This is a genomic window from Anaerophilus nitritigenes (genome assembly GCF_004138215.1).
GTDB lineage: Bacteria > Bacillota > Clostridia > Peptostreptococcales > Thermotaleaceae > Anaerophilus > Anaerophilus nitritogenes.
The window spans coordinates 139,850-165,959 of the sequence record NZ_RYYS01000064.1 but is presented as its reverse complement, the minus strand read 5'-3'; the positions used below and the strand labels follow the sequence as shown (position 1 = coordinate 165,959).

Genomic DNA, 26,110 nt, shown 5'->3' with positions numbered 1-26,110 from the left:
AAAAGGAGTACAAAGATTATGATTCAATCTTAAATATTCCTTTAAATTCTTCTATAGAAGCTTTTAGCTTTTCTTCTAATTGATCTTCTAGCTTTCCAGTAGTTTTTATTTCTTTTCCGATTTGTGGATGATTTTGATTCATAAAAGCAATAAATTCAGATTCAAATCTTTTGACTTCTTTTACTGGAATATCTCTTAAGTATTTGTTGATAGCTGCATAAATAATCATTATTTGATGCTCTACCTTAATAGGTTCATATTGAGGTTGTTTTAAAACTTCCATCAGTCTCTCACCTTGCTCAAGTCTTTCTCTTGTATCTTTATCCAGCTCTGAACCAAATTGAGCAAAGGCTGCAAGCTCTCTATATTGAGCCAATTCTAATCTTATTTTGGATGAAACTTTTTTCATAGCCTTAAGCTGTGCATCTCCTCCAACTCTGGATACAGAGATCCCTGAGTTTACAGCTGGTCTTTGTCCTGCAAAGAAAAGCTCTGATTCTAGGAATATCTGACCATCTGTTATAGAGATTACATTTGTAGGAATATATGCAGATACATCTCCTGCTTGGGTTTCAATGATAGGTAGTGCTGTTAGTGATCCTCCTCCCAAATCATCATTTAATTTGGCCGCACGTTCGAGTAATCTACTATGAAGATAAAATACATCTCCAGGATATGCTTCTCTTCCTGGTGGACGTTTTAGTAATAAAGACATCGCACGATATGCAACTGCATGCTTTGAAAGATCATCATAGATAATGAGTACATCTTTTTTATTATGCATAAACTCCTCACCCATAGCACACCCTGCATAAGGTGCTATGTATTGAAGTGGAGCTAGTTCACTAGCAGTAGCAGATACGATAATCGTATAATCCATTGCCCCATGATTTTCTAAAGTCTTTACAATTTGAGCTACAGTTGATCTTTTTTGACCGATAGCTACATAAATACATATTACATTTTCTTCTTTTTGATTCAGTATAGTATCAATTACAATAGCAGTTTTTCCTGTTTGTCTATCTCCAATGATTAACTCTCTTTGCCCACGTCCAATAGGAATCATAGCATCTATTGCCTTGATTCCTGTTTGAAGTGGCTGATGTACAGATTTTCTCTCTATTACACCTGGTGCATTTGTCTCTATAGGTCTAAATTTTTGAGTCTTTATAGGGCCTTTTCCATCAATTGGTTGACCTAGAGAGTTTAGCACTCTTCCGATCAATTCATCTCCAACAGGTACTTCTACAATTCTTCCTGTTTGTTTTACGGTATCCCCTTCTTTTATACCTTCATCTGATCCCAAAAGTACACATCCTATATTGTCTTCTTCTAGATTTAGAGCCATTCCATAAACTCCATCAGAAAACTCCAAAAGCTCACCCGCCATACATTTTTGTAGGCCATGAATTCTTGCGATTCCATCTCCTACCTGAATAACTGTTCCTGCATCTGTTACCTCTAATTTATTTTCATATCTTTTAATCTGCTCTTTAATGACTGAGCTGATCTCTTCAGGTCTTAGATTCATTTTTTATCACCGCCTAAACGATTATTTGTGCAAGTTCTTGCTTAAGTAGATCTAGACGGTTCTTTAATGTACCATCTATGATTTGATCTCCTATTTTTACAAATACACCACCTATAATAGATGGATCTATTTTATTTGTAAGTTTCACTTCTTTATCTTGCATTTTAGAAAGCTTTTGCTCTAGCATTAATTTTTCATCTTCTTTTAGTAAAATAGATGTCCATACGATTCCCTCTACTCTACCATAATGATGATTTACAATATTTGTATATTCTTTTTCAATTCCTTCTAAAGCCATGTATCTATTTTTATCTATAAGAATCTTTAAAAAGTTTATGACTTCTTTGCTGATTTGAGTTTTAAATACTTCATCTAGCATTTTCTTTTTTTCTTCTTTGCTCATTTGATATGCTTTGTACAATTTGTAAAAATCTTTGTATTCTTTAAAGGTTTTCACAACAAAAGATAACTCTTCCCTATATAAGTCCAATGTATCTTTCTCAACTGCTAGCTCAAACAATGCTTGTGCATATGTTTTTTCAATTAATTTTGCCATTTGGCATCTCCTACCTCATGGATAAATTCTTGGATCAACTTTTGATGATCTTCTTCCTTTAATTCTTTGTCTATGATTTTGCTTGCAGCCATCATGATTAGGGAAGTCATTTCATCTTTTAATGTATGAGTTGCTTTTTCATTTTCCTTCTTTATTTCCTCTTGTGCTCTTTTGATCATTCTTTGAGCTTCTTCCTTTGCCTCATCTACAATATGATTGGCTCTATCTTCAGCTTTTTTAGAAGCATCTTTTATGATTTCTCTTCCTTCTTGCTCCAAAGCTAAAAGTCTTTGTTCGTATTCTAATTTAATTGCATCTGCTTGTTTATTCTTTCGTTGTGCTTCTTCAATAGACTGAGTAATATTATTTTGTCTATTGTCCATAAATTCTTTTACTGGTTTAAAAAGTATTTTCTTAAGTACTATGTACAAAATAAATACATTGACCAAATTCATTACCAAAGTCCATCCTTGTACTGACACTAATCCCATCATGTTTTTAAGCCCTCCTCTCTAGTAGGTCTTTTGTGTTAGGATCTCACAAAAGACTCCTATACAAATGGATTTGCAAACAATAGAATTAGTGCAATAATCAATCCATAAATACCTGTTGTCTCTGCAACTGCAGCACCTAATAGCATTGTTTTGATGATTTCTCCTTGTGCCTCTGGTTGTTTTCCTACAGCTTCTGCACCTTTACCTGCTGCATATCCTTGTCCAATACCTGCTCCAATACCTGCGATCATTGCAAGTCCTGCTCCAATTGCTGAACACGCTAAAATTAATTCTTTTCCTGTAATAGCATCCATTTTTATATTCCTCCTTGTATTTTTTTATGTTTTTTAAAATCATCAATCCATAGCCATAGATACAGATACCATGGTCAAGATTGTAAATATAAAGGATTGTAACAATCCTGCAAAAACATCAAAATAAAGATGTAGTGGTACGGGAATAGCAGCTTGAAGTATTGGAATTGTTATTCCAAGCTTTGTACTAAAAGCAGCTAATGCTCCATACAAAAGTCCCATAATAATAGTTCCACCTACGATATTTCCAAATAGACGAAATGCCAAAGATATAGGTGTTGCCAATTCTCCTATAACATTTAAAGGAGTCATGATCCAAAATGGTTCTGTAAATCCTTTTAAATAAGTCCCTACACCTTTTTTCTTCATTCCAAATCCATGGATCATAAAAAAAGTAATCATAGATAATCCTAGTGTAGTATTTACATCTGCTGTGGGGGGTCTAAATCCAAACAAACCTGACAAATTGGAAAATCCTATATAGATAATAATGGTTCCTATGTAAGGAGCAAAACCAATTTTATCTTGCCCCATGGTCTGTTCTGTAAAATTATAAATCCCATTTACCAAAACCTCTATAAAGTTTTGCATTCCTTTTGGAATTTTTTTAAAGTTCCTTGTAAATACATAAGAACAGCCAATCAGCACAGCCATAATAATCCAAGTCGTTGTAACAGTTTCTGTTACGGGTATTCCTCCAGGTAATGTAAATACAATCCTTGCTCCAAATCCTCCTTCCATTATCTCTCCTCCTTTCTTATAAATCTATTTTTAGAAAATAATAAATGATTAAGTATGCTTGATCCTACTATAACAAATTTTACAAGAACTAGTCCTATTATTACCCCTATGATATTTAAATAATCAGCTCGAATTCCTACAAAAATAACTATTCCATTGATGATATATCGAACTAAGTATTGGCTTGTAGCATACACTTGCATACGCCTTTGACCCATTGAAGCTGTTTTTTCTAAAGTAATAGATAATAGGCGAAAATTTAAAACACCAATAGCCGTTCCAAATATAAGCCCCAAAATCATATCCTTTGGAGTTTTAAGAAAAATGATAGATACTAAAATAAATGTTATCAATATGTAGAATGTATATTTGAATATTCTCTTTTGCAATGTCCATGTATGTCCCAAGGAATTCACTTCCTTTCTAGATATACCTTTACTTTTATTTTTGTATAGTTTTGAAATATATCTAGTTTTTTTTGTCTGATTTCTAATGAATTGAAATATTGTGAAACTTTTAACTAAATTTTTTATTTGTTTTTAAAGTCCTTCATAACCATTTTATATACATTTAAAAAAGATGCTCCCACTCCTAAAATAATAAATATCAATAAAAATATAAAATTTGTTCCTAATTTTTTATCTAGCCAATTGCCTATGTATATACATATAAAAATTGGAACGATCATGCTAATCCCTATTTGTGTGATCAATGTTATATTTTTCATAATATCATAATTTGATTTTCTCATTTTTCAAAAAACCTTCCCTTTATATCATTATATCATCTAGAGGGAAATATACAAGCATATGTATTTATTACCCATTACTCAATTTTTTACAATCTCATGATACTATTTTCCTCCTTTTTTTATGATATGTCAAATATAAAATCTACTGCACAAAAACTTTTCTCCTATACAGTGTTTCATCAAGTTGTCAATTTTTATGGTATTATAAAATCCCAATTGCCTATAGGCAATTGGGATTTTGTTAGATTTCCATATTTTTTAAATCATCAGCAATGATTAATTTTGCTTCTGTAGCTTCTTGTACTTGTTCTACTGAATATTGTGGGTTGATTTCAGTTAAAACAAGTCCTTCTTTTGTTACTTGCATAACTCCCATTTCTGTGACAATCATATCTACTTGTCCTGCTGCTGTAAGAGGAAGATTACATTCTTTTAATATTTTTGGCTTTCCTTTTGCAGTATGTGTCATAGAAATAATTACTTTTTTAGCTCCTACTACAAGGTCCATAGCACCACCCATACCTGGAACCATTTTTCCTGGAACCATCCAGTTGGCCAAGTTTCCTTTTTCGTCTACTTGTAATGCTCCAAGTACTGTAGCGTCTACATGTCCTCCTCTGATGATTGAAAAAGATGTAGCACTATCAAAGAAAGCTCCACCTGGTACTATTGTTACTGGTTGTCCACCTGCATTTACTAAATCCAAATCTTCTTTTCCTTCTTCTGGTGCTGCTCCTAGTCCTATAAATCCATTTTCAGATTGAAACATTACATCCATATCTTTTGGAATAAAGTTTGCTACCATAGTAGGAAGACCTATCCCTAGGTTTACTACATCACCATCTTTTAATTCTTTTGCAACTCTTCTAGCAATAATTTCTTTTACGTTCATTTTCTACACCTCCACCATATAATCTACAAATAGTCCTGGAGTCATAACATCGTTTGGATCGATTTCTCCAACTTCAACGATTTTTTCTACTCCTACAATTACTACTTCTGCTGCTGTAGCCATAAGTGGATTAAAGTTTTTTGTTGCTTTATTAAAATATAAATTTCCTTTTTTATCTGCAATAGAAGCACTAATTAAAGCAATATCTGCTTTTAATGGTTTTTCTAGTAAATACTCTACTCCATCTACTTCTATCTTTTGTTTTCCTTCTTCAACAATTGTACCTACCCCTGTTGGAGTTAATACTCCACCTAAACCATTTCCACCCGCTCTAATTCTTTCTGCTAGTGTTCCTTGAGGAACTAATTCCATTTCAAGAGCTCCTGCATTCATTTGATTTCCTGCTTCTGGATTTAATCCAATATGAGATGCAATCATTTTTTTTGCTTGCTTGTTGATTAATAGTTTTCCAATTCCTCTATCAGGCCACCCTGCATCATTTCCAATAATTGTTAAATCTTTTACTCCCTTTTCTACTAAAGCATCCATGAACTTTTCTGGTGTTCCTGCTGCCATAAATCCACCTATCATAATTGTCATTCCATCTTTGATATGACACATAGCTTCTTCTAATGTTACTATTTTATTCACAAAATACACCTCCATAAATTACTCATGCCCAGCCCCTACCATTTTATCATAACCAAATTAAATTTGGACATTTTTTTAAAATCTTTTCATTATAATGTCCAAATTTGTAGATTTTTATATTTTATAATAATTTTTAATATTTTCAACAATCCTATAAGATGCTTGTCCATCTCCATAAGGATTGATTGCATTTGCCATTTTATCATAACATTTTTTATCATGAATTAATGTAGAGGCAACAGAATAAATTGCTTCTTTTTCAACCCCTACCATTTTTACTGTTCCTGCTTTTACTGCCTCTGGTCTTTCTGTTTCTGTTCTTAAAACCAGTACTGGCTTTCCTAACGATGGTGCCTCTTCTTGAATTCCTCCTGAATCTGTCAAAATCAAATAAGATTTTCCTATCAAATTGGCAAAAGGTTCATATTCTAGTGGTTCAATTAAATGAACTCTCTCTACATTCCCTAAAATCCCATAAGCTAAATCTCTTACCTTCGGATTTAAGTGAACTGGAAATACTACTTCTACATCTTCATTTTCAAGAACAATTTCTTTTACAGCTGTAAAAATATTTTCCATAGGCTTTCCTAAATTTTCTCTTCTATGACTTGTCAGTAATATGACTTTTTTATTTTCATAATCAATTTGATTAAGTCTTTCATCTTCAAATTTATAATCTTTGCGAACTACTTGAAGAAGTGCATCAATAACAGTATTTCCCGTAATGACAATCTTTTCTTTTTCTATTCCTTCTTTTAATAGGTTTTCTTCATTTCCCTTTGTAGGAGAAAAATGTATATTACTTAGTCTTGCTGTCAAACTTCTATTCATTTCTTCTGGATATGGAGAATACATATTATGACTTCTTAGACCTGCTTCTACGTGTCCTACATTTACCTGTTGATAAAAAGCAGCTAATGCTCCTGCAAAGGTAGTAGATGTATCTCCATGTACTAAAATCATGTGAGGCTTTACTTTTTTTATTACTTCTTCAAGTCCTATGAGTGCTCTCGTAGTAATTTCTCCTAAGCTTTGTCCTGCTTTCATAATATTTAAATCATAATCTGGTGTAATCTCAAACAACGAAAGAACTTGATCTAGCATTTCTCTATGCTGTGCTGTTACACAAACGATGGATTGTATTTTTTCGTCTTCTTCTAACGCTTTTATCACAGGAGCCATTTTAATAGCTTCTGGTCTCGTCCCAAAAACAGACATTATTTTTAATTTATTCATTCTAATCTTCCTTTCTCTCTCTATATAAAAGACCAGGAATTATCCTGGCCTATTCTTTATGAGTACTTTTTTGTTTTTGTACTTCTTTTTGCATACCTACACTAATATACATCAATGCACTCGTTGCAATCACAATAAGTAAAATATCCCATGATGTACTATCACTTATGAGTGCCGCACTAGCACCAAATATAGCACTAATACCATAAAGAACTAAAACCGTTCTTTTTTGTCCCATTCCAGTTGCCAAAAGCTTATGATGCAAATGTCCTTTATCTGGCTCCATAATAGGTCTTCCATTGATCATCCTTCTTAAGATAGCAAAAGTTGTATCAAATATAGGAAGCCCTAAAGCTAAAACTGGAATAATCGTTGCAATAGCTGTTGCTCCTTTTATTGCTCCATGAATGGAAATAGCTGCTAGCATATATCCTAAAAAAAGTGATCCTGTATCTCCCATAAATATTTTAGCTGGATTAAAATTATAAGGTAAAAATCCAATACAAGCTCCTACAATAGCTAGAGTCATCAGCGGGGTAATATCTCTACCATTGACTAAAGCTATATAAAAAAGTGAAGCTCCTGCAATACTTGCTACTCCTGCTGCCAATCCATCTAATCCATCTATTAAATTTAATGTATTTGTAATTCCTACAACCCAAAAGATTGTGATCATAACACTTGCCCAAGTAGGAAATACAATCGGTTCCTTTATAAAAGGAATATTCAGCATCCCTATTCTAAGACCACAATATACTAAAATCAAAGCACTTATAATTTGTCCTGCTAATTTGGTTTTAGCAGATAGTGGATTTAAATCATCTACAATCCCCATTAAAACAATAAAGGTTCCTCCAATAAACATTCCCATCATAGGCTTGTCAATGACTGGCAAAGTCATCAAAACACTAATCATAAATCCTAGATAAATAGCCAAACCTCCCATTCTAGGAATAGGTTGTTTATGTACTCGTCTATCATCTTTTGGAATATCTATAGCTCCAATTTTACAGGCCAGTTTTTTTGCCAAGGGTGTCATTAAAAAAGACACAAAAGCAGCTATGAAAAATACTATCAGGTATTGTTTCACACAAAACACTCCTTATTTATATAAGTATCCAATGTCATTTTACAGCAAAATTCAAAATAACTCAATGATTTTTGTCTACTTGTCATCAAATTGTATCAATTTTATTCCTGCTTCTTCTAAAATCCCTATAGATAATTCATCTGGATAATTTCCTTTAAAAACAATTTTTTTGATTCCTGCATTAATAGCCATCTTTGCACATAATACACAAGGTTGCAAGGTAGAATATAATGTAGCTCCTTGTATGCTTACTCCATGATAAGCGGCTTGAATCATAGCATTTTGTTCTGCATGCAAAGCTCTACAAAGCTCATGTCTTTGTCCTGATGGAATATTCCTCTTTTCTCTTAAGCACCCTATATCTAAACAATGAGCAGTATTAGACGGGGCTCCATTGTATCCTGTAGATAAAATTCTTTTGTCTTTTACAATCACAGCACCTATTTGTCTTCTCAAACAAGTAGATCTAGTTTTTGCAATTTCTGCTATATTCATAAAATATTCATCCCAGCTTGGGCGCATTTCTTTCTCCTCCTTAGTATGATGAGAGTTTCATTTATATATTCGTCATATGTATTATTTATCCTTTTATTTTGTCGTAAAAAATCTCATCACATTATTATATGCTTTTTCATACTTTTTGTGCTTTAATACTTAATGTTATTAAAATTTAAAGTTGAAGCAACGTTCTTTTTCTAAATAGTATAAAAAAAATCCTAAGCCTCTATAAAAAGGTTTAGGATTTTCAACTTATTTTGTTCCGAACAGACGATCTCCTGCATCTCCAAGTCCTGGAATAATATATGCATGATCATTTAACTTTTCATCTACAGATGCCACATAAATATCTACATCTGGATGTGCATCACAAACAGCTTTTACTCCTTCTGGCGCTGCAATTAAACATACAAATTTAATATTCGTAGCACCTTTATCTTTAATAAATTGAATAGCTGCATTGGCAGATCCACCAGTAGCAAGCATAGGATCTACTACTATTAATTCTCTTTCATGAACATCTGCTGGGAGCTTACAATAATATTCTACAGGCTCTAGTGTTTCTGGATCTCTATAAAGTCCTACATGTCCTACCTTAGCTGCTGGAATTAAACTTAACATTCCCTCTACCATTCCAAGCCCTGCTCTTAAAATAGGAACTACTCCTAATTTTCTTCCTGCTAATACTTTTGATTTTGTTGTACATACAGGCGTTTGTATTTCTACTTCTTGTAAAGGAAGTTCTCGTGTCACTTCATAAGCCATTAATATAGAAATTTCTTTTACCACTTCTCTAAATTCCTTTGATCCTGTATTTTTATCTCTTAATAAAGTTAATTTGTGTTGAATCAAAGGATGATCCATTACGAAAACATTACTCATCCAACGTAGCTCCTCTCTTATTATCTATTATATTTTTTCTCAATATCTGTAATTTTATCTATTCTTCTTTGATGTCTATCTCCTGCAAACTGTGTATTTAACCATATTTTAACAATTTCTAACGCAAGACCTTGTCCAATTACTCTCTCCCCTAATGCAAGGATATTTGCATTATTATGCTCCCTTGACATTTGTGCAGAAAAAGTATCAGATACTACCGCACATCTGATTCCTGGTACTTTATTTGCAGATATAGAAATCCCGATTCCTGTTCCGCAGCAGATAATCCCTTTTTCACATTCTTTAGATCTTATAGCCTCTGCTACCTTTTGTCCAAATTCTGGGTAATCTACAGATTCTGTAGAATTTGTTCCAAAATCTTTGTAAGGAATATTGTTTTCCTCTAAGTATGCTTTAATGGTTTCTTTTAGATTATATCCTCCATGGTCACTTCCTAAAGCAATCATAAACACCCTCCATTCCTTATTAGCCGTTCTGATTTTATTCTACAATTTCTAGATTGTCAAGTCTTTTCCTGATTTAATTTCTTTTTGCTTTCATTTTTTTTACAAGTTTTTTTAATGATTTTTCTATTTCTTCTCCACATGCTTTGTATACATCTATGCTTTGTCCAAAAGGATCAGATATGTCTATTGTATATTTATCATCTTCTACATATTCTTTTAGAGTATAAGTTTTTTCACAAGCTTTTGGCATGATAGAAAGAACTTGCATCTTATGATTTTGTGTCATAGTAAGAATCAAATCGGAATCCTCTATAAGCTCTTTTGAAAGATGTGTTGCCCTATGATTTTGTAGACAAATCCCCTTATCCTTCATAGACTCAATTGCTCCAAGGGACGCCCCTTGCCCTGAATATGCTAGCGTACCAGCTGATATAACCTTTATATCATTTATATCCTCTTGTTTTAGAATCTTTTCAAACAAAGCTTGTGCCATACTACTTCTGCAAGTATTTCCTGTGCATACAAATAGGATTTTTTTCATTTTTCACCCTCCAATCTGAATCACATGATATCCTGCTGCTTTGATCATTCTATTCATTACTGCATGTCCCAAAAATTTCTTTTCTACACTTTCTGCAAAAATAATATCTATATCCTTTTCATCAAATTTACGCAAAATATCAAATAAATGATTAGCAATAGTAGACAAATCTTTTCTGCTTCCCATAGACAAGCAAACCCCTTCATAAAAATCCTTTGTTTCATCTGTACACATAATTCCTACAGAAAGTCCTTCTTTTTCTTTTTGTAGCTTTAATTTTTTTATATAATCCACCATATCATCTAAAGCACCTTCTATAATAACTACATCAGCCTTTGGTGAATAATGGGTATATTTCATTCCAGGAGCTTTAGGAACCATATTTGTATCTCCTGTTTCAATAGCTTTATCTACTTTTATAACACCTAGAACTTTTTCTAATTGCTCCTTTGTAATTCCACCAGGTCTTAAGATCATAGGTTCCTCTGTAACATCTACCACTGTAGATTCAAGTCCTACATCACAGCTCCCTCCACTAATAATTACATCTACCTTTCCATTTAGATCATAAATCACATGCTCTCCCTTTGTAGGACTTGGTTTTCCAGAAATATTTGCACTAGGAGCAGCTACTGGAACCTGAGCCATATGAATAAGTTCATTAGCAATAGGATGAGAAGGCATTCTAATAGCTACAGTTTCTAATCCTCCTGTAATAGCATAAGGGATTTTATCTGTTTTTTCAAAAATAATCGTAAGAGGACCTGGCCAAAATTTTTCCATCAATATTTTTGCCTTTGATGGAATTTTTTTTACTAATCCATTTAATTCTTCTACTCTAGAAATATGTACAATAAGTGGATTATCAGAGGGTCTTCCCTTTGCTTTAAATATTTTTTTAATAGCTTCTTCATCTAGTGCATTTGCTCCTAAACCATAAACTGTTTCTGTTGGAAAAGCTACTGTTCCACCATCTCTTAAAACTTGTGCAGCTTCATTTAATTTTTCTTTTTCTATATTTTCTAGATCCATATTAATAATTTTTGTTTCTATCATTTTGTTCACCTTTTCTTCATGAATTTCTTTCATTATTATACACCAAATTAAGTTTTTGTAACACTACAGCTTTTTTGTAAGTACAACTCCCAATATAAAACCCAATACCAATCCCATACTTGATTTATTTTTCCCTTGAAAACTTTTAGACTTAGGAATTAATTCATCACAAGTAATATAGAGCATAGTTCCTCCTGCAAAAGAAAGACAAAATCCAATAAAGCTTTGAGATATCTCTCCAAAATAAGCTCCTACAAAAGCTCCTATTCCCATAGGTATTCCTACAAACAAAGTATACAAAAATGCCTTTAATCTATGTATTCCTCCTATACGCATAGGTGTAGACATGGAGATCCCTTCTGGCATATTATGAATGGCAATAACTATAGCCAGTCCTATACCAAGCTTTTGAGTCGCCATAAATGCCGAACCTATAGCTAATCCTTCTGGAAAATTGTGAATTGCAACTCCAATCCCTACTAATATTCCTGTTTTAATAATATTTTCTTTTTCTTCTTTTATAAATCCTTTTAAAAAAATAATCATTCCTACTCCTATAAGAATTCCTATTATACTCATCCATATATTCCCTAATTCTATAGATTCAGGAATCATATCAAAACATACGATAGAAAGCATCAAACCACTAGATAAACCTAATATAAAGCTCAAAAAAGCATATGTAGGTTTTTTTATAAAAAAAGCAAAAATTCCACCAAGACCTGTTCCTACCACACCTACGAATGTACCTATTAAAGTAATCGTCCATATTTTATCCATAATCCCCCTCCTATCCTCATCATTATACCTATTCATTTCTTTGTAAAATCATTCTAAACTAAACTTTTTTTATTAAAAATTTATAACCGTCCCTTAGTTTTTACTTACTTATTACTTATGATTCTCCTCCCTTATGATTCTCTTTTTATGATTCTCTTTTTATGATTCTTCTTGTCCTGATCTTTTGAGGTTTTGAGTTTTGAGTTTTGAGGGACAGTTAACAAATTTTAGTCATAAAAAAATCTACATAAAATCCATTAGGTCTTATTTAGTGAATTTTGTAAGATTTCTAATCATAATGAATGATAAAATCGTAAGAATTTTGAACTGTTTGAGCATAGCGAGTTTTCAAAATTCTAGATTTTAGAAATTCATGAGATTATAGAAATCTCAAAATGAAACTTAAAGACCGTGGAATTTATTAGATTTTTATACACACCCCTAATTAAAAATATATAAACAATGAAAACTGCTTAACCGTCCCTTTGATTCTTGATTCTTTGATTCTTTATATAAAGATATAAAAAAGCCGAGAATCTTAAGATTCTCAGCTTTCTTATATTATACTACTTTCTTTAATTTTTCTGCTTGGTCTGTTGTAATGAGTGCATCTAATATTTCATCAATATCTCCATCTAAAAATTGATCTAACTTGTATAAAGTTAAAGTAATTCTATGATCTGTCACCCTTCCTTGTGGGAAGTTGTAGGTTCTGATTCTTTCACTTCTGTCTCCTGTACCTACTTGGCTTTTTCTTTCTTCTGCAATTTCTGCATTTTGCTCTGCAAGCATTTTATCATATAATCTAGCCTTTAAAACTTTAAATGCTTTTTCTTTATTTTTAAGCTGTGATTTTTCATCTTGACATGAAATTACGATTCCTGTAGGCATGTGGGTAAGTCTTACTGCAGAGTCTGTAGTATTAACACTTTGTCCCCCATTTCCAGAAGAACGGAATACATCTACACGTACATCATTTGGATTTACATCAATCTCTACATCATCTACTTCTGGAAGTACTGCTACTGTAGCTGTTGATGTATGAATTCTTCCTCCTGATTCTGTAGATGGTATTCTTTGTACTCTGTGTACTCCACTTTCATATTTAAGTCTTGAGTAAACACCTTTTCCTTTGATCATAAATATAACTTCTTTGACTCCACCTACTCCTGTTTCACTTAAGCTCATCATTTCTACTTTCCATCTATTTCTTTCTGCATATCTTGTATACATTCTAAATAGATCTCCTGCAAAAAGTCCTGCTTCGTCTCCTCCAGCTCCTCCACGAATCTCTACTATAACGTTCTTTTCATCGTTAGGGTCCTTTGGAATGAGTAAAATCTTTAATTCTTCTTGAATGACTTCTATGTTATCCCCAAGTTCATGAAGCTCCATCTTTGCCATTTCTCTAAATTCTTCATCATTGCTTTCTTCTAAAATAGATTTTGCTTCTTCAATTCCCTCTTTTGCTTCTTTGTATTCTTTATACTTATTTACAATAGGCTCTATTTCTGAAAGCTCTTTGATGTATTTTTGCCACTGAGTTTGATCATTGATAATTTCAGGGTCCGCTACCTTTTGGCTTAAATCATCATATTTATCTTGTAAAAAATCTAATTTATCAAACATGAATTTCACCTCGCACATTTTCTATTAACAATCTATTATATCATTTTTAGCACTTTCACACAACGTAGCTATGACTACTCTCTCTATTCCTGCCAAATCCTTAATTTTTTTTATGTTTTCATAACATCCCTTTATTTTCATTAGAGAAACAACTTCATCTGCTTGATTATGTCCTACTTCAAGTGCTAAAAGTCCCTCATTCTTTAAAAAATTTGAAGCTTGATCTACAATTTTTCTATAATAATCAAGACCATCCTCTCCTCCATCTAAGGCAAGTATGGGTTCATACTTTTGCACTTCTATTTGTAGAGTTTTAATATCCTCTTTAGGAATATAAGGGGGATTAGAAACTACTATATCTAATTTTTCTTGTAGGTCTTTTAGTGGATAAAATAAATCTCCTTGTAAAAATGTAATATCTGCTTTATTCTCTACTGCATTTTTCTTTGCAATAGAAAGGGCTTTATGTGATAGATCTAGTGCATATACAAAAGAATTTTTTATATATTTGCAAAGACTTATACTGATAGCTCCACTTCCAGTTCCTAAATCTAGTATCCTTATAGTTTCAGTATTTCTATTTTTTGCCCACTCTATTACTGTTTCTACTAAGATCTCTGTATCTGGCCTTGGAATCAAAACCCCTTCCTCTACATAAAAATCGAGTCCCATAAACTCTTGTCTTTTGATGATGTATTGAACAGGTACTCCTTCTATTCTTTTATGAATACATTTCCAAAACATTTTTTCTTCTTCATCTGTCAAAACATAATCTCTATGAGTAAAAATAAAAACCTTATCTTTTTTTAATAGATGACACAAAATCACCTCTGCATCTAACAGAGGTGTTTGTATATTATTTTTCTCCAATTTATCTACTGAAGCTTTTAATATATCTATAATATTTACTGCCACAAATCTACCTCACTTTCATCTTTTAAAACATGCTTCATCGCAGCAATAGCCACTTCTAGCTGACTATTATCTGGTTCTTTTGTTGTAAGCTCTTGTAAAAGAAGTCCTGGATAGCTGATGATTTTTACAATCCTTGATTGACTTTTTCCTGCAAATCTAATAACTTCATATGAAATTCCTGCTACTACTGGCATTAAAATCAACCTAAATACTATCCTCATCCAAGGATTTGGCCATCCAATTAAAGAAAATAAAAGTAAGCTTACAATCATTACGATTACTAAAAAGCTTGTTCCACATCTAGGATGAAGTCTTGGAAATTTTTTTGCATTTTCTACTGTTAACTCTAGTCCGTTCTCATAACAATGTATAGTTTTATGCTCTGCTCCATGATACTGAAATACTCTTTTAATATCTTTCATCTGAGAAATCAGTGTAATATATCCTACAAAAAGAAATATTCTGAAAAATCCTTCTACTACATTTAAAATCCAAGGCTCATGGATTTTTGTTTTTAAGAAGTTCGTAGCCAAAGTAGGAGAAATTATAAAAATACCTATTCCTACTAACAAAGCCATAAATACAGAAAAATAAATCAAAATATCATTTGCATTATCTCCACATTTATTCTCAATCCACGTTTCAATTTTTCCTTTTTCTTGATCTTTTTCTTCTTCTTCAAAAAACTCAGCAGAATAAGTTAAAGATTTTACACCTAAAATCATAGAATCAATGAGCGCAAAGCCTCCTCTTAAAATAGGAAGTTTGGTCCATTTACACTTTGTTATTCCCTGTACTTTCTCTGTTTTTATTACAATTTCTTGATCTGGTTTTCTTACGGCAATGGCAACATCATCTTTTCCTCTCATCATAACTCCTTCGATGACAGCCTGCCCACCTATATTTGTAGGCTTTATATGTTTTGCAAAAATCTTTTCAAATTCCAAAGCCATCTTCCTTTCACACTCTACTTTGAGTATATACAACAAAGGTTAGGAACATACATCCCTAACCTTAAATTATTACAACACTATCTTATTTCATTCCATATTTTTGTTTGAACTTATCAACACGACCACCTTGGCTCACAAATTTTTGTTTGCCAGTGTAGAATGGATGACATTGTGAACAAACTTCAACTTTGATTTCGTCTTTTACTGAACCTGTTTCAAATGTATGTCCACAAGCACATTTTACTACTGCTGTTTTATAATCTGGGTGGATTCCTGATTTCATACTATTCACCTCTTTCTCTCACGTTACTCTATATCAATATTATGATAATCTAAATTTCAACTATTACATTATAGCATAATCATTTATATACTTCAAGAAATTTTTACTTATATTTGGTTTCTCATTTTTTCGACAAATTCTACATTATCTTTTGTCTTTGTAAGCTTTGAAATAATAGCTTCTGTCACTTCCTGTGTAGGATTGTTAGCCATAGCTCGTCTAATATTCCAAATCGTTTCGATCTCTTGTTGAGTCAGAAGTAGCTCTTCTTTTCTTGTTCCCGATTTATTTAAATTAATAGCTGGGAAAATTCGTTTTTCTGAAAGTTTGCGATCTAGATGGAGCTCCATATTTCCAGTACCTTTGAATTCTTCAAAAATAACATCATCCATCCTACTTCCCGTATCTACTAAAGCAGTTGCCAAGATTGTTAAACTGCCACCTTCTTCTATATTTCTAGCAGCTCCAAAGAATCGTTTTGGCTTATGAAGTGCTCCTGGATCTAATCCTCCTGATAGTGTTCTTCCTGTAGATGGAATAGTAAGATTGTAAGCTCTTGCTAGCCTTGTAATACTATCTAATAATATCACCACATCTTTTCCCTGCTCTACAAGTCTTTGTGCTCGATTTAAAACCATCTCTGCCACTTTGATATGATGGCTTGGAAGTTCATCAAAAGTAGAGTAAATTACCTCTCCCTCAATAGATCTTTGCATATCTGTTACTTCTTCTGGTCTTTCATCAATTAAAAGTACAATAATTTCCATATCTTTATGCTTTTTTGCAATACTATTTGCAATTTTTTTAAGAAGTATAGTCTTCCCTGCTTTTGGAGGAGCTACAATTAATCCTCTTTGTCCTTTTCCAATAGGAGCTATCAAATCAATAATTCTTGTAGAAAGATCTGTAGGATCATATTCAAGGGTAATTCTTTGGTTGGGATAAATAGGGGTAAGATTATCAAAGTTTGGTCTTTTCGCAGCAACTTCAGGATTGTCATTGTTTACCTTTTGAACATAAAGAAGGGCTCGAAACTTTTCTCCACTTTTTGGAGGTCTAGTAATTCCTGATATTTTGTCTCCTGTCTTTAAATTAAATCTTCTGATTTGAGATGGAGATACATATACATCTTCCTCACTAGTTAAAAAATTATAAAATCTTAAAAATCCAAATCCACCTTCTGTAATCTCAAGTACTCCCTCAACTGTATCTACTGCAGCACTATTGTTAATTTCATTGTTAATTTTTTGTGGAAAGCTTTCTCTTTTCATGGGCACTATTTTTTCTTCTAAAGGTTGTGCCTCAGTTTTTTGATCATTATTATTCTGTAGGATTTGTTCTATTAATTCATTTTTTTTGTACTTATTTATATTCTTAAGACCTAGATTTTTTGCAACACTTCGCAATTCATCTAGCTTCTTTTTATCTAGATCTACAAAGTCCAATACCACACCTCCATCATATACAACATATACAGTTTTATATATTTTAATTTAATATAATTTATAGTGCTAGTTACAACTAGCACTATAAATTATATTATGAACAAAGCAAGTATTAACAAAATCATAAAAATAAGAAACAATTATTGAAAGCTTAGTGATGTTTTTTATGATTTTATCTATAAATTATTTTCATTATCACATCGTATCAATTGTATACGGTGCAATTTTCATTGTCAAGGCTTTTATTTTGCATATTCAGGTTTTTTATCTAATTTATGAATCGCTTCTATAAATCTAATCGTACCTGTTTCAGCTCTCATAACAACTGAATGAGTTTTCGCCATGTTGTTTCCATAATAAGTAACACCATTTAATAAATCTCCCTCAGATATTCCTGTAGCTGCAAAAAATACTTCGTCTCCTTTTACCAAATCATCTAAAAGAAGAACCTTATTACAATCAACTCCCATTTTTTCACATCTTTGTCTTTCTTCTTCTTCATAAGGAACAAGTCTTCCTTGGAATTCTCCTCCCATACATTTAAGAGCTGCTGCTGCAATAACTCCCTCTGGTGCTCCACCAATTCCTAGCATAATATCTATACCTCTATCTTCAAAACAAGTAGCCAGTGCTGCTGCTACGTCTCCTTCTTGGAATAATTTGATTCTTACTCCTAATTCTCTACATTCTTTTATAATGCCTTCATGTCTTTCACGATCTAGCATAGTTACAGTTAAATCTGTAATATTTTTATTTAAAGCCTTAGCTACATTGTAAAGATTTTCTTTTACAGGAGCATCTAGACGAATCACTCCTTTTGCTTTTGGTCCTACTGCAATTTTATCCATATACATATCTGGAGCGTTAAGTAAATGTCCTCTTGGTGCAATAGCTACTACTGCTACTGCATTTGGAAGTCCTTTTGCAACACAATTTGTGCCATCTACTGGATCTACTGCAATATCTACTTTGATAGCTCCACTTGTAGCTTTTCCTATTTGCTCTCCAATATAAAGCATTGGAGCTTCATCCATTTCTCCTTCTCCTATCACTACTACTCCATCAATATTTAAAGTATCTATCATACTTCTCATGCCATCTACTGCAGCTTGGTCTGCAATATTTTTATCTCCTCTTCCCATATATTTGGCTGCTCCTAAAGCTGCTGCCTCTGTGACTCTTGCTAAGTTTAGTGCCAAATTTCTATCCATTAATAATTCCCCCTTGGTTATGTTTTTCCATAGTCTCTTTTAATATTTCATTTTTATTAAGTCTATGGATAGCATCTACAAAACGAATTGTTCCAGTTTTAGAACGCATAACTACAGACTGAGTTTTTGCCTTGTTTCCTTCAAGATATGTAACTCCTTTTAAAAGATCTCCATCAGATACTCCTGTTGCTACAAAAAATACATCATCTGATTTGATTAAATCATCTAAAGTAAGTACTTTATAAACACTTTCTTGATCTAGCCCTAATTTTATACATCTTTCCATTTCTTCATCTGACATGGGATTTAATTTTCCTTGCATTTCTCCTCCCATAGATTTAATGGCAGCAGCTGCAATGACTCCCTCTGGTGCTCCACCAATTCCCATGAATACATCAATTCCTGTATTTTCAAAGCAAGTAGCAATAGCTGTAGCCACATCTCCATCACTAAATAATTTAATACGACAACCTACTCTTCTCACTTCTCGGATCAAATCATAATGTCTTGGTCGATCTTGAATGATAACTGTCATATCTTCAAGATCTTTGTTGATTGCACGAGACACTGCTTTTAGATTTTTCTCTACTGGATCATCAATATGAATCACACCCTTGGCTTTGGGACCTACTGCAATTTTTTTCATATAAGTATCTGGAGCATGAAGTAACCCTCCCTTAGGAGCCATAGCAATTACTGCAATAGCATTGGGAAGTCCTTTGGCAATAAGACTCGTACCTTCTAAGGGATCTACTGCAATATCTACTTCTCGATCATCTTCTTTACACATCCCTACTTCTTCTCCTATATAAAGCATAGGAGCTTCATCTAATTCTCCTTCTCCAATGACTACAGTACCTTTTATAGATACAGAAGAAAAAGCCTTTCTCATACCATCTACAGCAGCTTGATCTGCTGCATTTTTGTCTCCTCTTCCCATATATCTCCCACAAGCTAATGCTGCAGTTTCAGTTACTCTTACTAATTCTAAAGCTAGATTTCTATCCATTATTTACCTCCTATTTATTATTCCAATCTTTTTTAAACTTTTCAATTCCTTGATCTGTCATAGGATGCTTTAACATACTCATAAATACATTATAAGGTATGGTTGCAATATCTGATCCTGCTAATGCTGCGTCCATTACATGTTGAGGATGTCTTATACTTGCTGCAATAATCTCTGTATCTATTCCATGAATATTAAATATACTAGCTATATCACTTACCAAATCTACCCCAGGGTTTCCGATATCATCCATTCTTCCTACAAATGGGCTTACAAAGCTTGCTCCAGCTTTTGCAGCTAACAATGCTTGATTTGCAGAAAATACTAAAGTTACATTTGTTTTAATGTTTTTGTTAGATAAAATTTTTACAGCTTTTAAGCCTTCCGCTGTCATTGGAATTTTTATTACTATATTTTTATTTATTTTAGATAATTGTTCTCCTTCTTGTACCATTTCTTCATAAGTATCTCCCATTACCTCTGCGCTAATAGGTCCATCTACTAAAGTTACTATTTCTTTGATGACTGTTTCAAAGTCTCTTCCCTCTTTGGCAATTAAACTTGGATTTGTAGTGACTCCTGATAGTATTCCCCACGTACTTATTTCTTTTATTTCTTCTATGTTTGCTGTGTCAATAAATAATTTCAATGTAAATCCTCCTTTTTTGATTTTTCTATATCTATTATATACAAAAGTGTGCCCACTTAAAAGGTTTGCAAGGTTTATATTTATAAAAAGAACGTTCATTTCTTTAAGTATTTAGGGAAAATCTAGTATACAGCCTCTTAAAAAGCCTAACGCCACTCTTTAAAATGATTCACTAACCTTTTTATAAATATTAAGTATACTTTAAATAAAAAATACATAAAAACAAGGAACAATTATTAAGAAAGTGACGTTTTTTATGATTTTTTATGTATACAAAAAACCCCTATATAGGGGTTTTTTATGTATTATTTATTAAGTGGTTTTAATCCTAAGATTTCTCTTGCTTCTGAAGGTGTTGCAATTTCTCTTCCTAATTCCTTAGCAAGACGAACAACTTTTTCTACCATTTGTCCGTTACTTTCTGCCATAACACCTTTTTCAATGTATACATTGTCTTCAAATCCTACTCTTACGTGTCCACCCATAACAATAGCTAATGCTGCCATTGGGTATTGATTTTTACCAACACCTGCTACTGTCCATGTAGATCCTGCTGGAATACTATCTACGATGAATGCTAAATCTCTAGCTGTAGCTGTCATTTGTACTCCTAGTACAAAATCAAAGTGCATTGGTGCTTGAATATATCCTTTTTTATGCATTCTTATCGCAATATCTACCATCCCTTTGTCAAACACTTCGATTTCAGGTTTTACTCCTCTTTCGATCATTGTTTTACCAAAGTTTTTGATAGTATTATCAGTATTTATGAATACTTCATCTCCACCAAAGTTGCAAGTTCCACAGTCAAGTGTTGCCATTTCAGGGTGTTTAAGTCCTAATTGTGGCTCTTCAACTTCTGTAGATTGAAGTCTTTCCATATCTGTCATTCCTACTGCTCCACCTGTAGATGGTTGAATGATTGCATCTGGACAAAGCTTTCTGATTGCATCAATACAAGCTTTGAATCTAGCTTTATCTTGTGTAGGAGTTCCATCATCATTACGTACGTGTAAGTGAATGATACTTGCTCCTGCTTTGTAAGCTGATTCTGCTTCTCTTGCAATTTCTTCTACTGTATATGGAACGTTTGGGTTATGTTCTTTTGTTACTTCTGCACCACATATTGCAGCGGTAATAATTAATTTTTCCATTCTTGTGATCCTCCTTGGTATTTATTATTTTCTTTGACAAGCTTTTGGTGTCACACAAGTACCGATAGCTGTAGCAACAATAATTGGTTCTTCTAATACATCAGCTGCTGAAGCACTGATATCTTTTCTTGAAATTACTACTTTTCTTGCTTCGAATTTCATTTTTCTTGAAGAATTTCCTTCTTCAATGATTTCTCCAACTACTTCAATATAATCTCCTGCATAAACTGGAGCTAAGAATTTGATTTCTTCGTATCCAGCAAAAAGTCCTTCATCTCCATCACGGATAATTAATAATTCTGTAGCAAGATCTCCAAATAGATGTACCATATGTGCTCCATCTACTAATTCTCCACCATAATGTGCATCCTTTGCACTCATTCTTAGTCTTAACATTGATTTTACATTTGCCATTTTAAATTCCTCCAATTTCTTTAGTAATAAAGATATGGAAAGCCACTATTTATTTTTACCTATGCCTATATCATTATATCCCAAAAGCAAAATATTTACAATGGCAGAATCATTTTTATTAGTCCCATTGAACAATTCTGTTAGCTATGAATATATCTCCATCATATCGACCATCCATCACTACAGTATCATCCTCACGTAAACGTTTGAAGTTCATATCTTTTCCATCTGTTCCTATAATTTTTGTATCATCTGTAATTAATACTGATATTTTAACGTAATCACTTTTATTTTTATCAAAATATCTTACAGCAACATACCTAGAACCGTCATATACTCTTATAACTTCTCCTGTAATAGTATCTTTGCTTGCCTTTTTATCAGCATCAATTCTATATACTTTATTATTTTCTATTCTAAACTTAACTTTATAATGTACATTTAAATCTTTTAAGTCTGCACTTTTTCCATCTATGTCTACTCTCACTGAATCAGATACTTCATAAGTATATGTTGCTTTATCATCTGTTTCAATAGTAATTTTAGATGGATCTCCTATGATAATTTGTTTAATTGTTCCTTCGTCTTTGCTTCTTTCATCTATACCTGCTGCTAAAATTTCAACGATCCTATTGTACTTAACTGTTACAGTTGCCAAGTCACCCTTTTGCAACTCATCCAACTCTGATCTATGTCTGTCTCTTCTGATGGTAGCTTTATCTGCAATTTCAAAATCCATTACCTTACCATCATTAAGCCTTAATTTGATCATTGGCTCTCCTCTAAACAATACTTTTGATTCTAATATTCCATCATATATTACTTCTTTAGAATCAATTTCTATTTTCATTGCTCTATCTGCTGAATATTTAACCCAAATATGTTCTCCTTCAACCAATTTTTTAATAGATATTTTTTCTTTGTCTTGCTTAATCTCTACCGTGTCATAAACTTTTAAATCTTTTTTCACAGCAAAATTCTTTTTATCTCTTACTGTAAGTAAATAATATGCTCCTTTATCTACTAAACTAATCACTTGTCCTTCCATTTCTGTTGCTTCTTTATCCATTTTTATTTCTTCTAAATCGCCTGCTCTATCAAAATATAATTTTACAATGTCTCCTTTACTCAAATCATCAATTCTTTTTGCTTTTCCATTAATAGTAATCTTTACCCCTTTTACATTATAGACTTGAGTATTTCCTTTTTCATCTTTAAGCATAATCATATTTGTATCTTCTGATACATAATCTATTGTTCTTACATTATTTTCATCCATACTAATTTGATTTTTCATTACTTCTATATTGTCTATCTCTGAATTTTTATTAATAGCAACTTTTACAGAATCTCCTACCTTTAGTGATGATACTAAAACAGATGTATCATCTTTCTTTGCATATATAGTTTTTACATTATATGATTTTTTCTCTCCTAATTTATTTTTAAGAATCATAATAGATCCATTAGGTGCTAAATACTCTATCATTCCTTCTTTATATTCCATTACACTTTGATTACTATTTGTATTATTGATATTATTATTTGTTGATAATAAATCATAAGTCTTAGAACACATAGTAGCCATAACTGCTCTATTTACAATACTATTTGGATTGAATTTTTTCTGATCATCTCCACTAACAATATTTTTCTTTGCTAATAAATCTACATAAGGCTTAGCTACTGTAGAAATACTGTCTGCATCTTTAAAATTAAGCACTGGCAGTGGATCTATCTGATCCTTCATATCTACCGCTTTTCCAATAAATACTGCAACGTCTACTTTTTTTGCAGAAACTTGTTTTTCATTTTTGATAATTAATTTTAAATCATCTGGTCTAAAAATTCCATACTCAAGTCCATAAGCCATAGCTTCTTGTGCCCACTGTGGAATTTTATTTTCCTTCATGACCGCACTATGTTTTGCTACTAAACCATTAGTACTTTTTAATTGATTTGAAATTTTTAATGTATTATAAATCATTTGCATAGCTTCTATGTATGTAACAGATTGATCTGGCTTAAAAGTAGTTTTTAAGCTATAATCATCAAAATATCCACTAATAATTTTTTTATCTGCCATTTTGTTTATATATTCTTTTGCCCAATGATTATTTGGCACATCTGAAAAATTGACTGCTGCAAAGCTTCCTACAGTACTTCCTGCTATCATAAGAGTAACAAGCGTACCACTTACTATCTTTTTCATTGTTTTTCCTCCTTTATATAAGTAAAAAGTTTAATTTATCATAATAATAACTATCTATTAGAAACTATATTCTATGTTTTTCTTTTAAATCCTTTTGTAACCTTGTCTTGTCATCAAATAGTAATACAACAAATGCCTCATAAGAGGCATTTATTCTATTACATTACTTCTGAAAATAACCAAGGTTTTTCATATAATATAGCCTTTTGATTGTATTCCATAACAATCTCATCTAGCTTATTTTTCAACTCTTCTACCTTTAATTGAGCTCCTTGTCTTTGAATCTCAATACCTGTCCCTACTTCCACATTTACTCTTGCAAGTTTTAAATCATCCTGTGCTTTTTCATAAGCAATAAGTGTAGTATCATGTTGTTTTTTTAATACCTCAAGACCTGTATGAAGCTTTCTTAAATTTTCTTCATAAGCTTGCTTTAAATTTTTCAAATCTACTCTTAATGTTTCTACATCAATCTTTTGAGATTCATAATGTCCATCATAATTAAATACAAACAAATCCATTCCCAATTGAGCTAAATCTATATGTTGCTCTAATGCCCATATTTGCGGACTTGTACTGATTTTATAAGGAATATGTGTGTTTAAATTTAGATCTACCTCAGGAATTTGAGTAAATTCTATTTTATCCTTTAGGGTATATCTTTCATTAGGATCTAATCCTGCTAAATAATTCATTTTTTCATAAGAAAGGTCTAATGCTTTCTCGCTCATATCATAAGTTTTCTTTGATTCTTCGTAATCTCTCTTTGCCATATTGTTTTCTATTTCACTAACCATGTGTTGATTATATCTTGCATTTGTATTATTCATCATCTGTCTTTTAAAATCCATAGCACTCTTTGCTAATTGATGATTCTTTTGAGATTTTAATATTTCATAATAAGCATTTTGTACATCATATGCAATTTTTTCTTTTTGAACTTCCAGATCCTTTTCTGCCTTTTGAACTCCTACTTGTTGCCCTCTAAAATTTCTATACGTTAAATTCTTTTTTCCATTTATATCTGGATTATTCGCCATTTGAGAAGGAATCGTATTGGTAGCCTTAAATTGATCTGTAGCATCGTCTTTTAATTCCTCTGCTTTATCTACTAACATTTCTTTTTTTCTTAAATCTTTACTAGCTTTAAGTGCTTTTGCTAGTAATTTGTCATAATCATATTCAAAAGCTTCCTCTTCTTTTATAAACTCCTTTTCATTTTTGTCTATTGTAAATGTAATCGTCTGCTTCTCTTCATTCCATTTCATATCTATATCTAATGCTTTTGCTATGTAACTTACTGGAAGAAAAGTCCTTCCCCTTCTCATCTCTGGAGCTGTATTCATCATAACTTTTTCTCTTCCTACCATCAAATCATTTTTCCCTAGAGTCATTTGAATAATATCATTTCCTTTAAATATTGTAATTGTTTGATCCATCTCATTCCATTTAATATTTTTAGACTCTATCCCTATGACTTGTGCCACATATTTTATGGGTAACATAGTTCTTCCATCCTTAATAAAAGGCGCTGATTCTAATTCTATCATATTCTCGCCCACTTGATATTGTAGCTTTCCTACTGTAAAATTTACTTCTTGACCTTTCTTTTCCTGTGCAAAGCCTACACTGCTCATAAGCAATGTACAAATAGATATACCTATTCCTATTTTTTTTATACTTTGTTTCATTGATTCCACTCCCTTCTACTTCCTTTTATTATATCATACTTTATATTACACAAATTTTACATTTT

Annotated in this window: 29 protein-coding genes; all 29 read right to left on the bottom strand. The window is 32.1% G+C overall.

All coding sequences use genetic code 11. The annotated features are described in order from the left end of the window. Positions 1 to 16: 16 nt before the first annotated feature. Entirely contained in the window at positions 17 to 1,531 is a 1,515-nt protein-coding gene (atpA, locus tag EK368_RS10290; protein ID WP_129599350.1) for a F0F1 ATP synthase subunit alpha, read from the bottom strand. A 13-nt stretch (positions 1,532 to 1,544) separates the two neighbouring features. Then, positions 1,545 to 2,087, bottom strand: a complete 543-nt coding sequence (locus tag EK368_RS10285; RefSeq protein ID WP_129599347.1) for a F0F1 ATP synthase subunit delta — start codon at positions 2,085 to 2,087, stop codon at positions 1,545 to 1,547. Then, positions 2,075 to 2,581, bottom strand: coding sequence for a F0F1 ATP synthase subunit B (atpF, locus tag EK368_RS10280; RefSeq protein ID WP_129599344.1), 507 nt, complete (start codon positions 2,579 to 2,581; stop codon positions 2,075 to 2,077). The genes EK368_RS10285 and atpF overlap by 13 nt, the downstream gene beginning before the upstream one ends. Before the next feature lie 56 nt (positions 2,582 to 2,637). Further along, positions 2,638 to 2,895 (bottom strand): ATP synthase F0 subunit C, encoded by a 258-nt coding sequence (atpE, locus tag EK368_RS10275; protein WP_129599341.1) that lies wholly within the window; start codon positions 2,893 to 2,895, stop codon positions 2,638 to 2,640. A gap of 42 nt (positions 2,896 to 2,937) precedes the next feature. Continuing rightward, a complete protein-coding gene (gene atpB / locus EK368_RS10270) occupies positions 2,938 to 3,636 on the bottom strand; it encodes a F0F1 ATP synthase subunit A (RefSeq protein ID WP_129599340.1) in 699 nt (232 codons plus the stop codon). After that, positions 3,636 to 4,043 (bottom strand): ATP synthase subunit I, encoded by a 408-nt coding sequence (locus EK368_RS10265; RefSeq protein ID WP_165000416.1) that lies wholly within the window; start codon positions 4,041 to 4,043, stop codon positions 3,636 to 3,638. The genes atpB and EK368_RS10265 overlap by 1 nt, the downstream gene beginning before the upstream one ends. A gap of 122 nt (positions 4,044 to 4,165) precedes the next feature. After that, on the bottom strand, positions 4,166 to 4,387 hold the full coding sequence (locus tag EK368_RS10260; RefSeq protein ID WP_129599334.1) for an AtpZ/AtpI family protein: 222 nt from the start codon (positions 4,385 to 4,387) through the stop codon (positions 4,166 to 4,168). 241 nt (positions 4,388 to 4,628) lie between these two features. Then, on the bottom strand, positions 4,629 to 5,279 hold the full coding sequence (locus tag EK368_RS10255) for a 3-oxoacid CoA-transferase subunit B (protein ID WP_129599331.1): 651 nt from the start codon (positions 5,277 to 5,279) through the stop codon (positions 4,629 to 4,631). Positions 5,280 to 5,282: 3 nt separating this feature from the next. Continuing rightward, positions 5,283 to 5,930: a CoA transferase subunit A gene (locus EK368_RS10250; protein ID WP_129599328.1), complete on the bottom strand. Its 648-nt coding sequence runs from the start codon at positions 5,928 to 5,930 to the stop codon at positions 5,283 to 5,285. Positions 5,931 to 6,044: 114 nt separating this feature from the next. Beyond that, on the bottom strand, positions 6,045 to 7,166 hold the full coding sequence (gene wecB, locus EK368_RS10245) for a non-hydrolyzing UDP-N-acetylglucosamine 2-epimerase (RefSeq protein WP_129599325.1): 1,122 nt from the start codon (positions 7,164 to 7,166) through the stop codon (positions 6,045 to 6,047). A gap of 49 nt (positions 7,167 to 7,215) precedes the next feature. Further along, a complete protein-coding gene (locus EK368_RS10240) occupies positions 7,216 to 8,256 on the bottom strand; it encodes a glycosyltransferase family 4 protein (protein ID WP_129599322.1) in 1,041 nt (346 codons plus the stop codon). A 75-nt stretch (positions 8,257 to 8,331) separates the two neighbouring features. Further along, a complete protein-coding gene (locus EK368_RS10235; protein WP_129599320.1) occupies positions 8,332 to 8,778 on the bottom strand; it encodes a deoxycytidylate deaminase in 447 nt (148 codons plus the stop codon). 228 nt (positions 8,779 to 9,006) lie between these two features. Continuing rightward, a complete protein-coding gene (gene upp, locus EK368_RS10230; RefSeq protein ID WP_129599317.1) occupies positions 9,007 to 9,636 on the bottom strand; it encodes a uracil phosphoribosyltransferase in 630 nt (209 codons plus the stop codon). Positions 9,637 to 9,656: 20 nt separating this feature from the next. Continuing rightward, entirely contained in the window at positions 9,657 to 10,103 is a 447-nt protein-coding gene (gene rpiB, locus EK368_RS10225; RefSeq protein ID WP_129599314.1) for a ribose 5-phosphate isomerase B, read from the bottom strand. 73 nt (positions 10,104 to 10,176) lie between these two features. Next, positions 10,177 to 10,644, bottom strand: coding sequence for a low molecular weight protein arginine phosphatase (locus tag EK368_RS10220; RefSeq protein ID WP_129599311.1), 468 nt, complete (start codon positions 10,642 to 10,644; stop codon positions 10,177 to 10,179). 3 nt (positions 10,645 to 10,647) lie between these two features. Continuing rightward, on the bottom strand, positions 10,648 to 11,697 hold the full coding sequence (locus tag EK368_RS10215) for an L-threonylcarbamoyladenylate synthase (protein ID WP_202976464.1): 1,050 nt from the start codon (positions 11,695 to 11,697) through the stop codon (positions 10,648 to 10,650). A 66-nt stretch (positions 11,698 to 11,763) separates the two neighbouring features. Then, a complete protein-coding gene (locus EK368_RS10210) occupies positions 11,764 to 12,480 on the bottom strand; it encodes a ZIP family metal transporter (RefSeq protein WP_129599308.1) in 717 nt (238 codons plus the stop codon). Positions 12,481 to 13,041: 561 nt separating this feature from the next. Further along, entirely contained in the window at positions 13,042 to 14,109 is a 1,068-nt protein-coding gene (gene prfA, locus EK368_RS10205; RefSeq protein ID WP_129599305.1) for a peptide chain release factor 1, read from the bottom strand. 24 nt (positions 14,110 to 14,133) lie between these two features. Continuing rightward, a complete protein-coding gene (prmC, locus tag EK368_RS10200) occupies positions 14,134 to 15,024 on the bottom strand; it encodes a peptide chain release factor N(5)-glutamine methyltransferase (protein ID WP_243109399.1) in 891 nt (296 codons plus the stop codon). Next, positions 15,015 to 15,896 carry a DUF1385 domain-containing protein gene (locus EK368_RS10195; RefSeq protein WP_243109401.1) on the bottom strand — a complete coding sequence of 294 codons (882 nt, stop codon included), beginning with the start codon at positions 15,894 to 15,896 and terminating at the stop codon, positions 15,015 to 15,017. Before EK368_RS10195 ends, prmC begins: the two co-directional genes overlap by 10 nt. A gap of 163 nt (positions 15,897 to 16,059) precedes the next feature. Further along, positions 16,060 to 16,260, bottom strand: a complete 201-nt coding sequence (rpmE, locus tag EK368_RS10190; protein ID WP_129599302.1) for a 50S ribosomal protein L31 — start codon at positions 16,258 to 16,260, stop codon at positions 16,060 to 16,062. 107 nt (positions 16,261 to 16,367) lie between these two features. Beyond that, positions 16,368 to 17,705, bottom strand: coding sequence for a transcription termination factor Rho (gene rho, locus EK368_RS10185; protein WP_129599298.1), 1,338 nt, complete (start codon positions 17,703 to 17,705; stop codon positions 16,368 to 16,370). 242 nt (positions 17,706 to 17,947) lie between these two features. After that, the gene (gene glpX, locus EK368_RS10180) at positions 17,948 to 18,916 is read right to left on the bottom strand and encodes a class II fructose-bisphosphatase (RefSeq protein ID WP_129599295.1); all 969 of its coding nucleotides are present in this window, start codon (positions 18,914 to 18,916) and stop codon (positions 17,948 to 17,950) included. Beyond that, positions 18,909 to 19,925, bottom strand: a complete 1,017-nt coding sequence (gene glpX, locus EK368_RS10175) for a class II fructose-bisphosphatase (protein WP_129599292.1) — start codon at positions 19,923 to 19,925, stop codon at positions 18,909 to 18,911. The genes glpX (EK368_RS10180) and glpX (EK368_RS10175) overlap by 8 nt, the downstream gene beginning before the upstream one ends. Before the next feature lie 10 nt (positions 19,926 to 19,935). Next, positions 19,936 to 20,574, bottom strand: coding sequence for a fructose-6-phosphate aldolase (fsa, locus tag EK368_RS10170; RefSeq protein ID WP_129599289.1), 639 nt, complete (start codon positions 20,572 to 20,574; stop codon positions 19,936 to 19,938). Positions 20,575 to 20,879: 305 nt separating this feature from the next. Beyond that, positions 20,880 to 21,728 carry a 3-keto-5-aminohexanoate cleavage enzyme gene (kce, locus tag EK368_RS10165; protein WP_129599285.1) on the bottom strand — a complete coding sequence of 283 codons (849 nt, stop codon included), beginning with the start codon at positions 21,726 to 21,728 and terminating at the stop codon, positions 20,880 to 20,882. 24 nt (positions 21,729 to 21,752) lie between these two features. After that, complete coding sequence (gene kal, locus EK368_RS10160; RefSeq protein WP_129599282.1) at positions 21,753 to 22,142, bottom strand: 3-aminobutyryl-CoA ammonia lyase; 390 nt, start codon at positions 22,140 to 22,142, stop codon at positions 21,753 to 21,755. A 118-nt stretch (positions 22,143 to 22,260) separates the two neighbouring features. Continuing rightward, complete coding sequence (locus EK368_RS10155) at positions 22,261 to 24,354, bottom strand: S-layer homology domain-containing protein (RefSeq protein WP_129599278.1); 2,094 nt, start codon at positions 24,352 to 24,354, stop codon at positions 22,261 to 22,263. A gap of 158 nt (positions 24,355 to 24,512) precedes the next feature. Then, positions 24,513 to 26,045, bottom strand: coding sequence for a stalk domain-containing protein (locus EK368_RS10150; RefSeq protein ID WP_129599275.1), 1,533 nt, complete (start codon positions 26,043 to 26,045; stop codon positions 24,513 to 24,515). Positions 26,046 to 26,110: the final 65 nt, after the last annotated feature.

What these genes read in the sequence shown, in the direction of transcription:
- atpA (WP_129599350.1), bottom strand. Translation starts at nt 1,531, where the DNA reads ATGAATCTAAGACCTGAAGAGATCAGCTCAGTCATTAAAGAGCAGATT.
- EK368_RS10285 (WP_129599347.1), bottom strand. Translation starts at nt 2,087, where the DNA reads ATGGCAAAATTAATTGAAAAAACATATGCACAAGCATTGTTTGAGCTA.
- atpF (WP_129599344.1), bottom strand. Translation starts at nt 2,581, where the DNA reads ATGATGGGATTAGTGTCAGTACAAGGATGGACTTTGGTAATGAATTTG.
- atpE (WP_129599341.1), bottom strand. Translation starts at nt 2,895, where the DNA reads ATGGATGCTATTACAGGAAAAGAATTAATTTTAGCGTGTTCAGCAATT.
- atpB (WP_129599340.1), bottom strand. Translation starts at nt 3,636, where the DNA reads ATGGAAGGAGGATTTGGAGCAAGGATTGTATTTACATTACCTGGAGGA.
- EK368_RS10260 (WP_129599334.1), bottom strand. Translation starts at nt 4,387, where the DNA reads ATGAGAAAATCAAATTATGATATTATGAAAAATATAACATTGATCACA.
- EK368_RS10255 (WP_129599331.1), bottom strand. Translation starts at nt 5,279, where the DNA reads ATGAACGTAAAAGAAATTATTGCTAGAAGAGTTGCAAAAGAATTAAAA.
- wecB (WP_129599325.1), bottom strand. Translation starts at nt 7,166, where the DNA reads ATGAATAAATTAAAAATAATGTCTGTTTTTGGGACGAGACCAGAAGCT.
- EK368_RS10235 (WP_129599320.1), bottom strand. Translation starts at nt 8,778, where the DNA reads ATGCGCCCAAGCTGGGATGAATATTTTATGAATATAGCAGAAATTGCA.
- upp (WP_129599317.1), bottom strand. Translation starts at nt 9,636, where the DNA reads ATGAGTAATGTTTTCGTAATGGATCATCCTTTGATTCAACACAAATTA.
- rpiB (WP_129599314.1), bottom strand. Translation starts at nt 10,103, where the DNA reads ATGATTGCTTTAGGAAGTGACCATGGAGGATATAATCTAAAAGAAACC.
- EK368_RS10220 (WP_129599311.1), bottom strand. Translation starts at nt 10,644, where the DNA reads ATGAAAAAAATCCTATTTGTATGCACAGGAAATACTTGCAGAAGTAGT.
- EK368_RS10210 (WP_129599308.1), bottom strand. Translation starts at nt 12,480, where the DNA reads ATGGATAAAATATGGACGATTACTTTAATAGGTACATTCGTAGGTGTG.
- prfA (WP_129599305.1), bottom strand. Translation starts at nt 14,109, where the DNA reads ATGTTTGATAAATTAGATTTTTTACAAGATAAATATGATGATTTAAGC.
- EK368_RS10195 (WP_243109401.1), bottom strand. Translation starts at nt 15,896, where the DNA reads ATGATGAGAGGAAAAGATGATGTTGCCATTGCCGTAAGAAAACCAGAT.
- rpmE (WP_129599302.1), bottom strand. Translation starts at nt 16,260, where the DNA reads ATGAAATCAGGAATCCACCCAGATTATAAAACAGCAGTAGTAAAATGT.
- glpX (WP_129599295.1), bottom strand. Translation starts at nt 18,916, where the DNA reads ATGGATAGAAATTTGGCACTAAACTTAGCAAGAGTCACAGAGGCAGCA.
- glpX (WP_129599292.1), bottom strand. Translation starts at nt 19,925, where the DNA reads ATGGATAGAAATCTAGCTTTAGAATTAGTAAGAGTAACTGAAACTGCA.
- kce (WP_129599285.1), bottom strand. Translation starts at nt 21,728, where the DNA reads ATGGAAAAATTAATTATTACCGCTGCAATATGTGGTGCAGAAGTAACA.
- kal (WP_129599282.1), bottom strand. Translation starts at nt 22,142, where the DNA reads ATGGCAAATGTAAAATCAATGTTAAGACTAAGAATGAGTGCAAAGGAT.
- EK368_RS10155 (WP_129599278.1), bottom strand. Translation starts at nt 24,354, where the DNA reads ATGAAAAAGATAGTAAGTGGTACGCTTGTTACTCTTATGATAGCAGGA.
- EK368_RS10150 (WP_129599275.1), bottom strand. Translation starts at nt 26,045, where the DNA reads ATGAAACAAAGTATAAAAAAAATAGGAATAGGTATATCTATTTGTACA.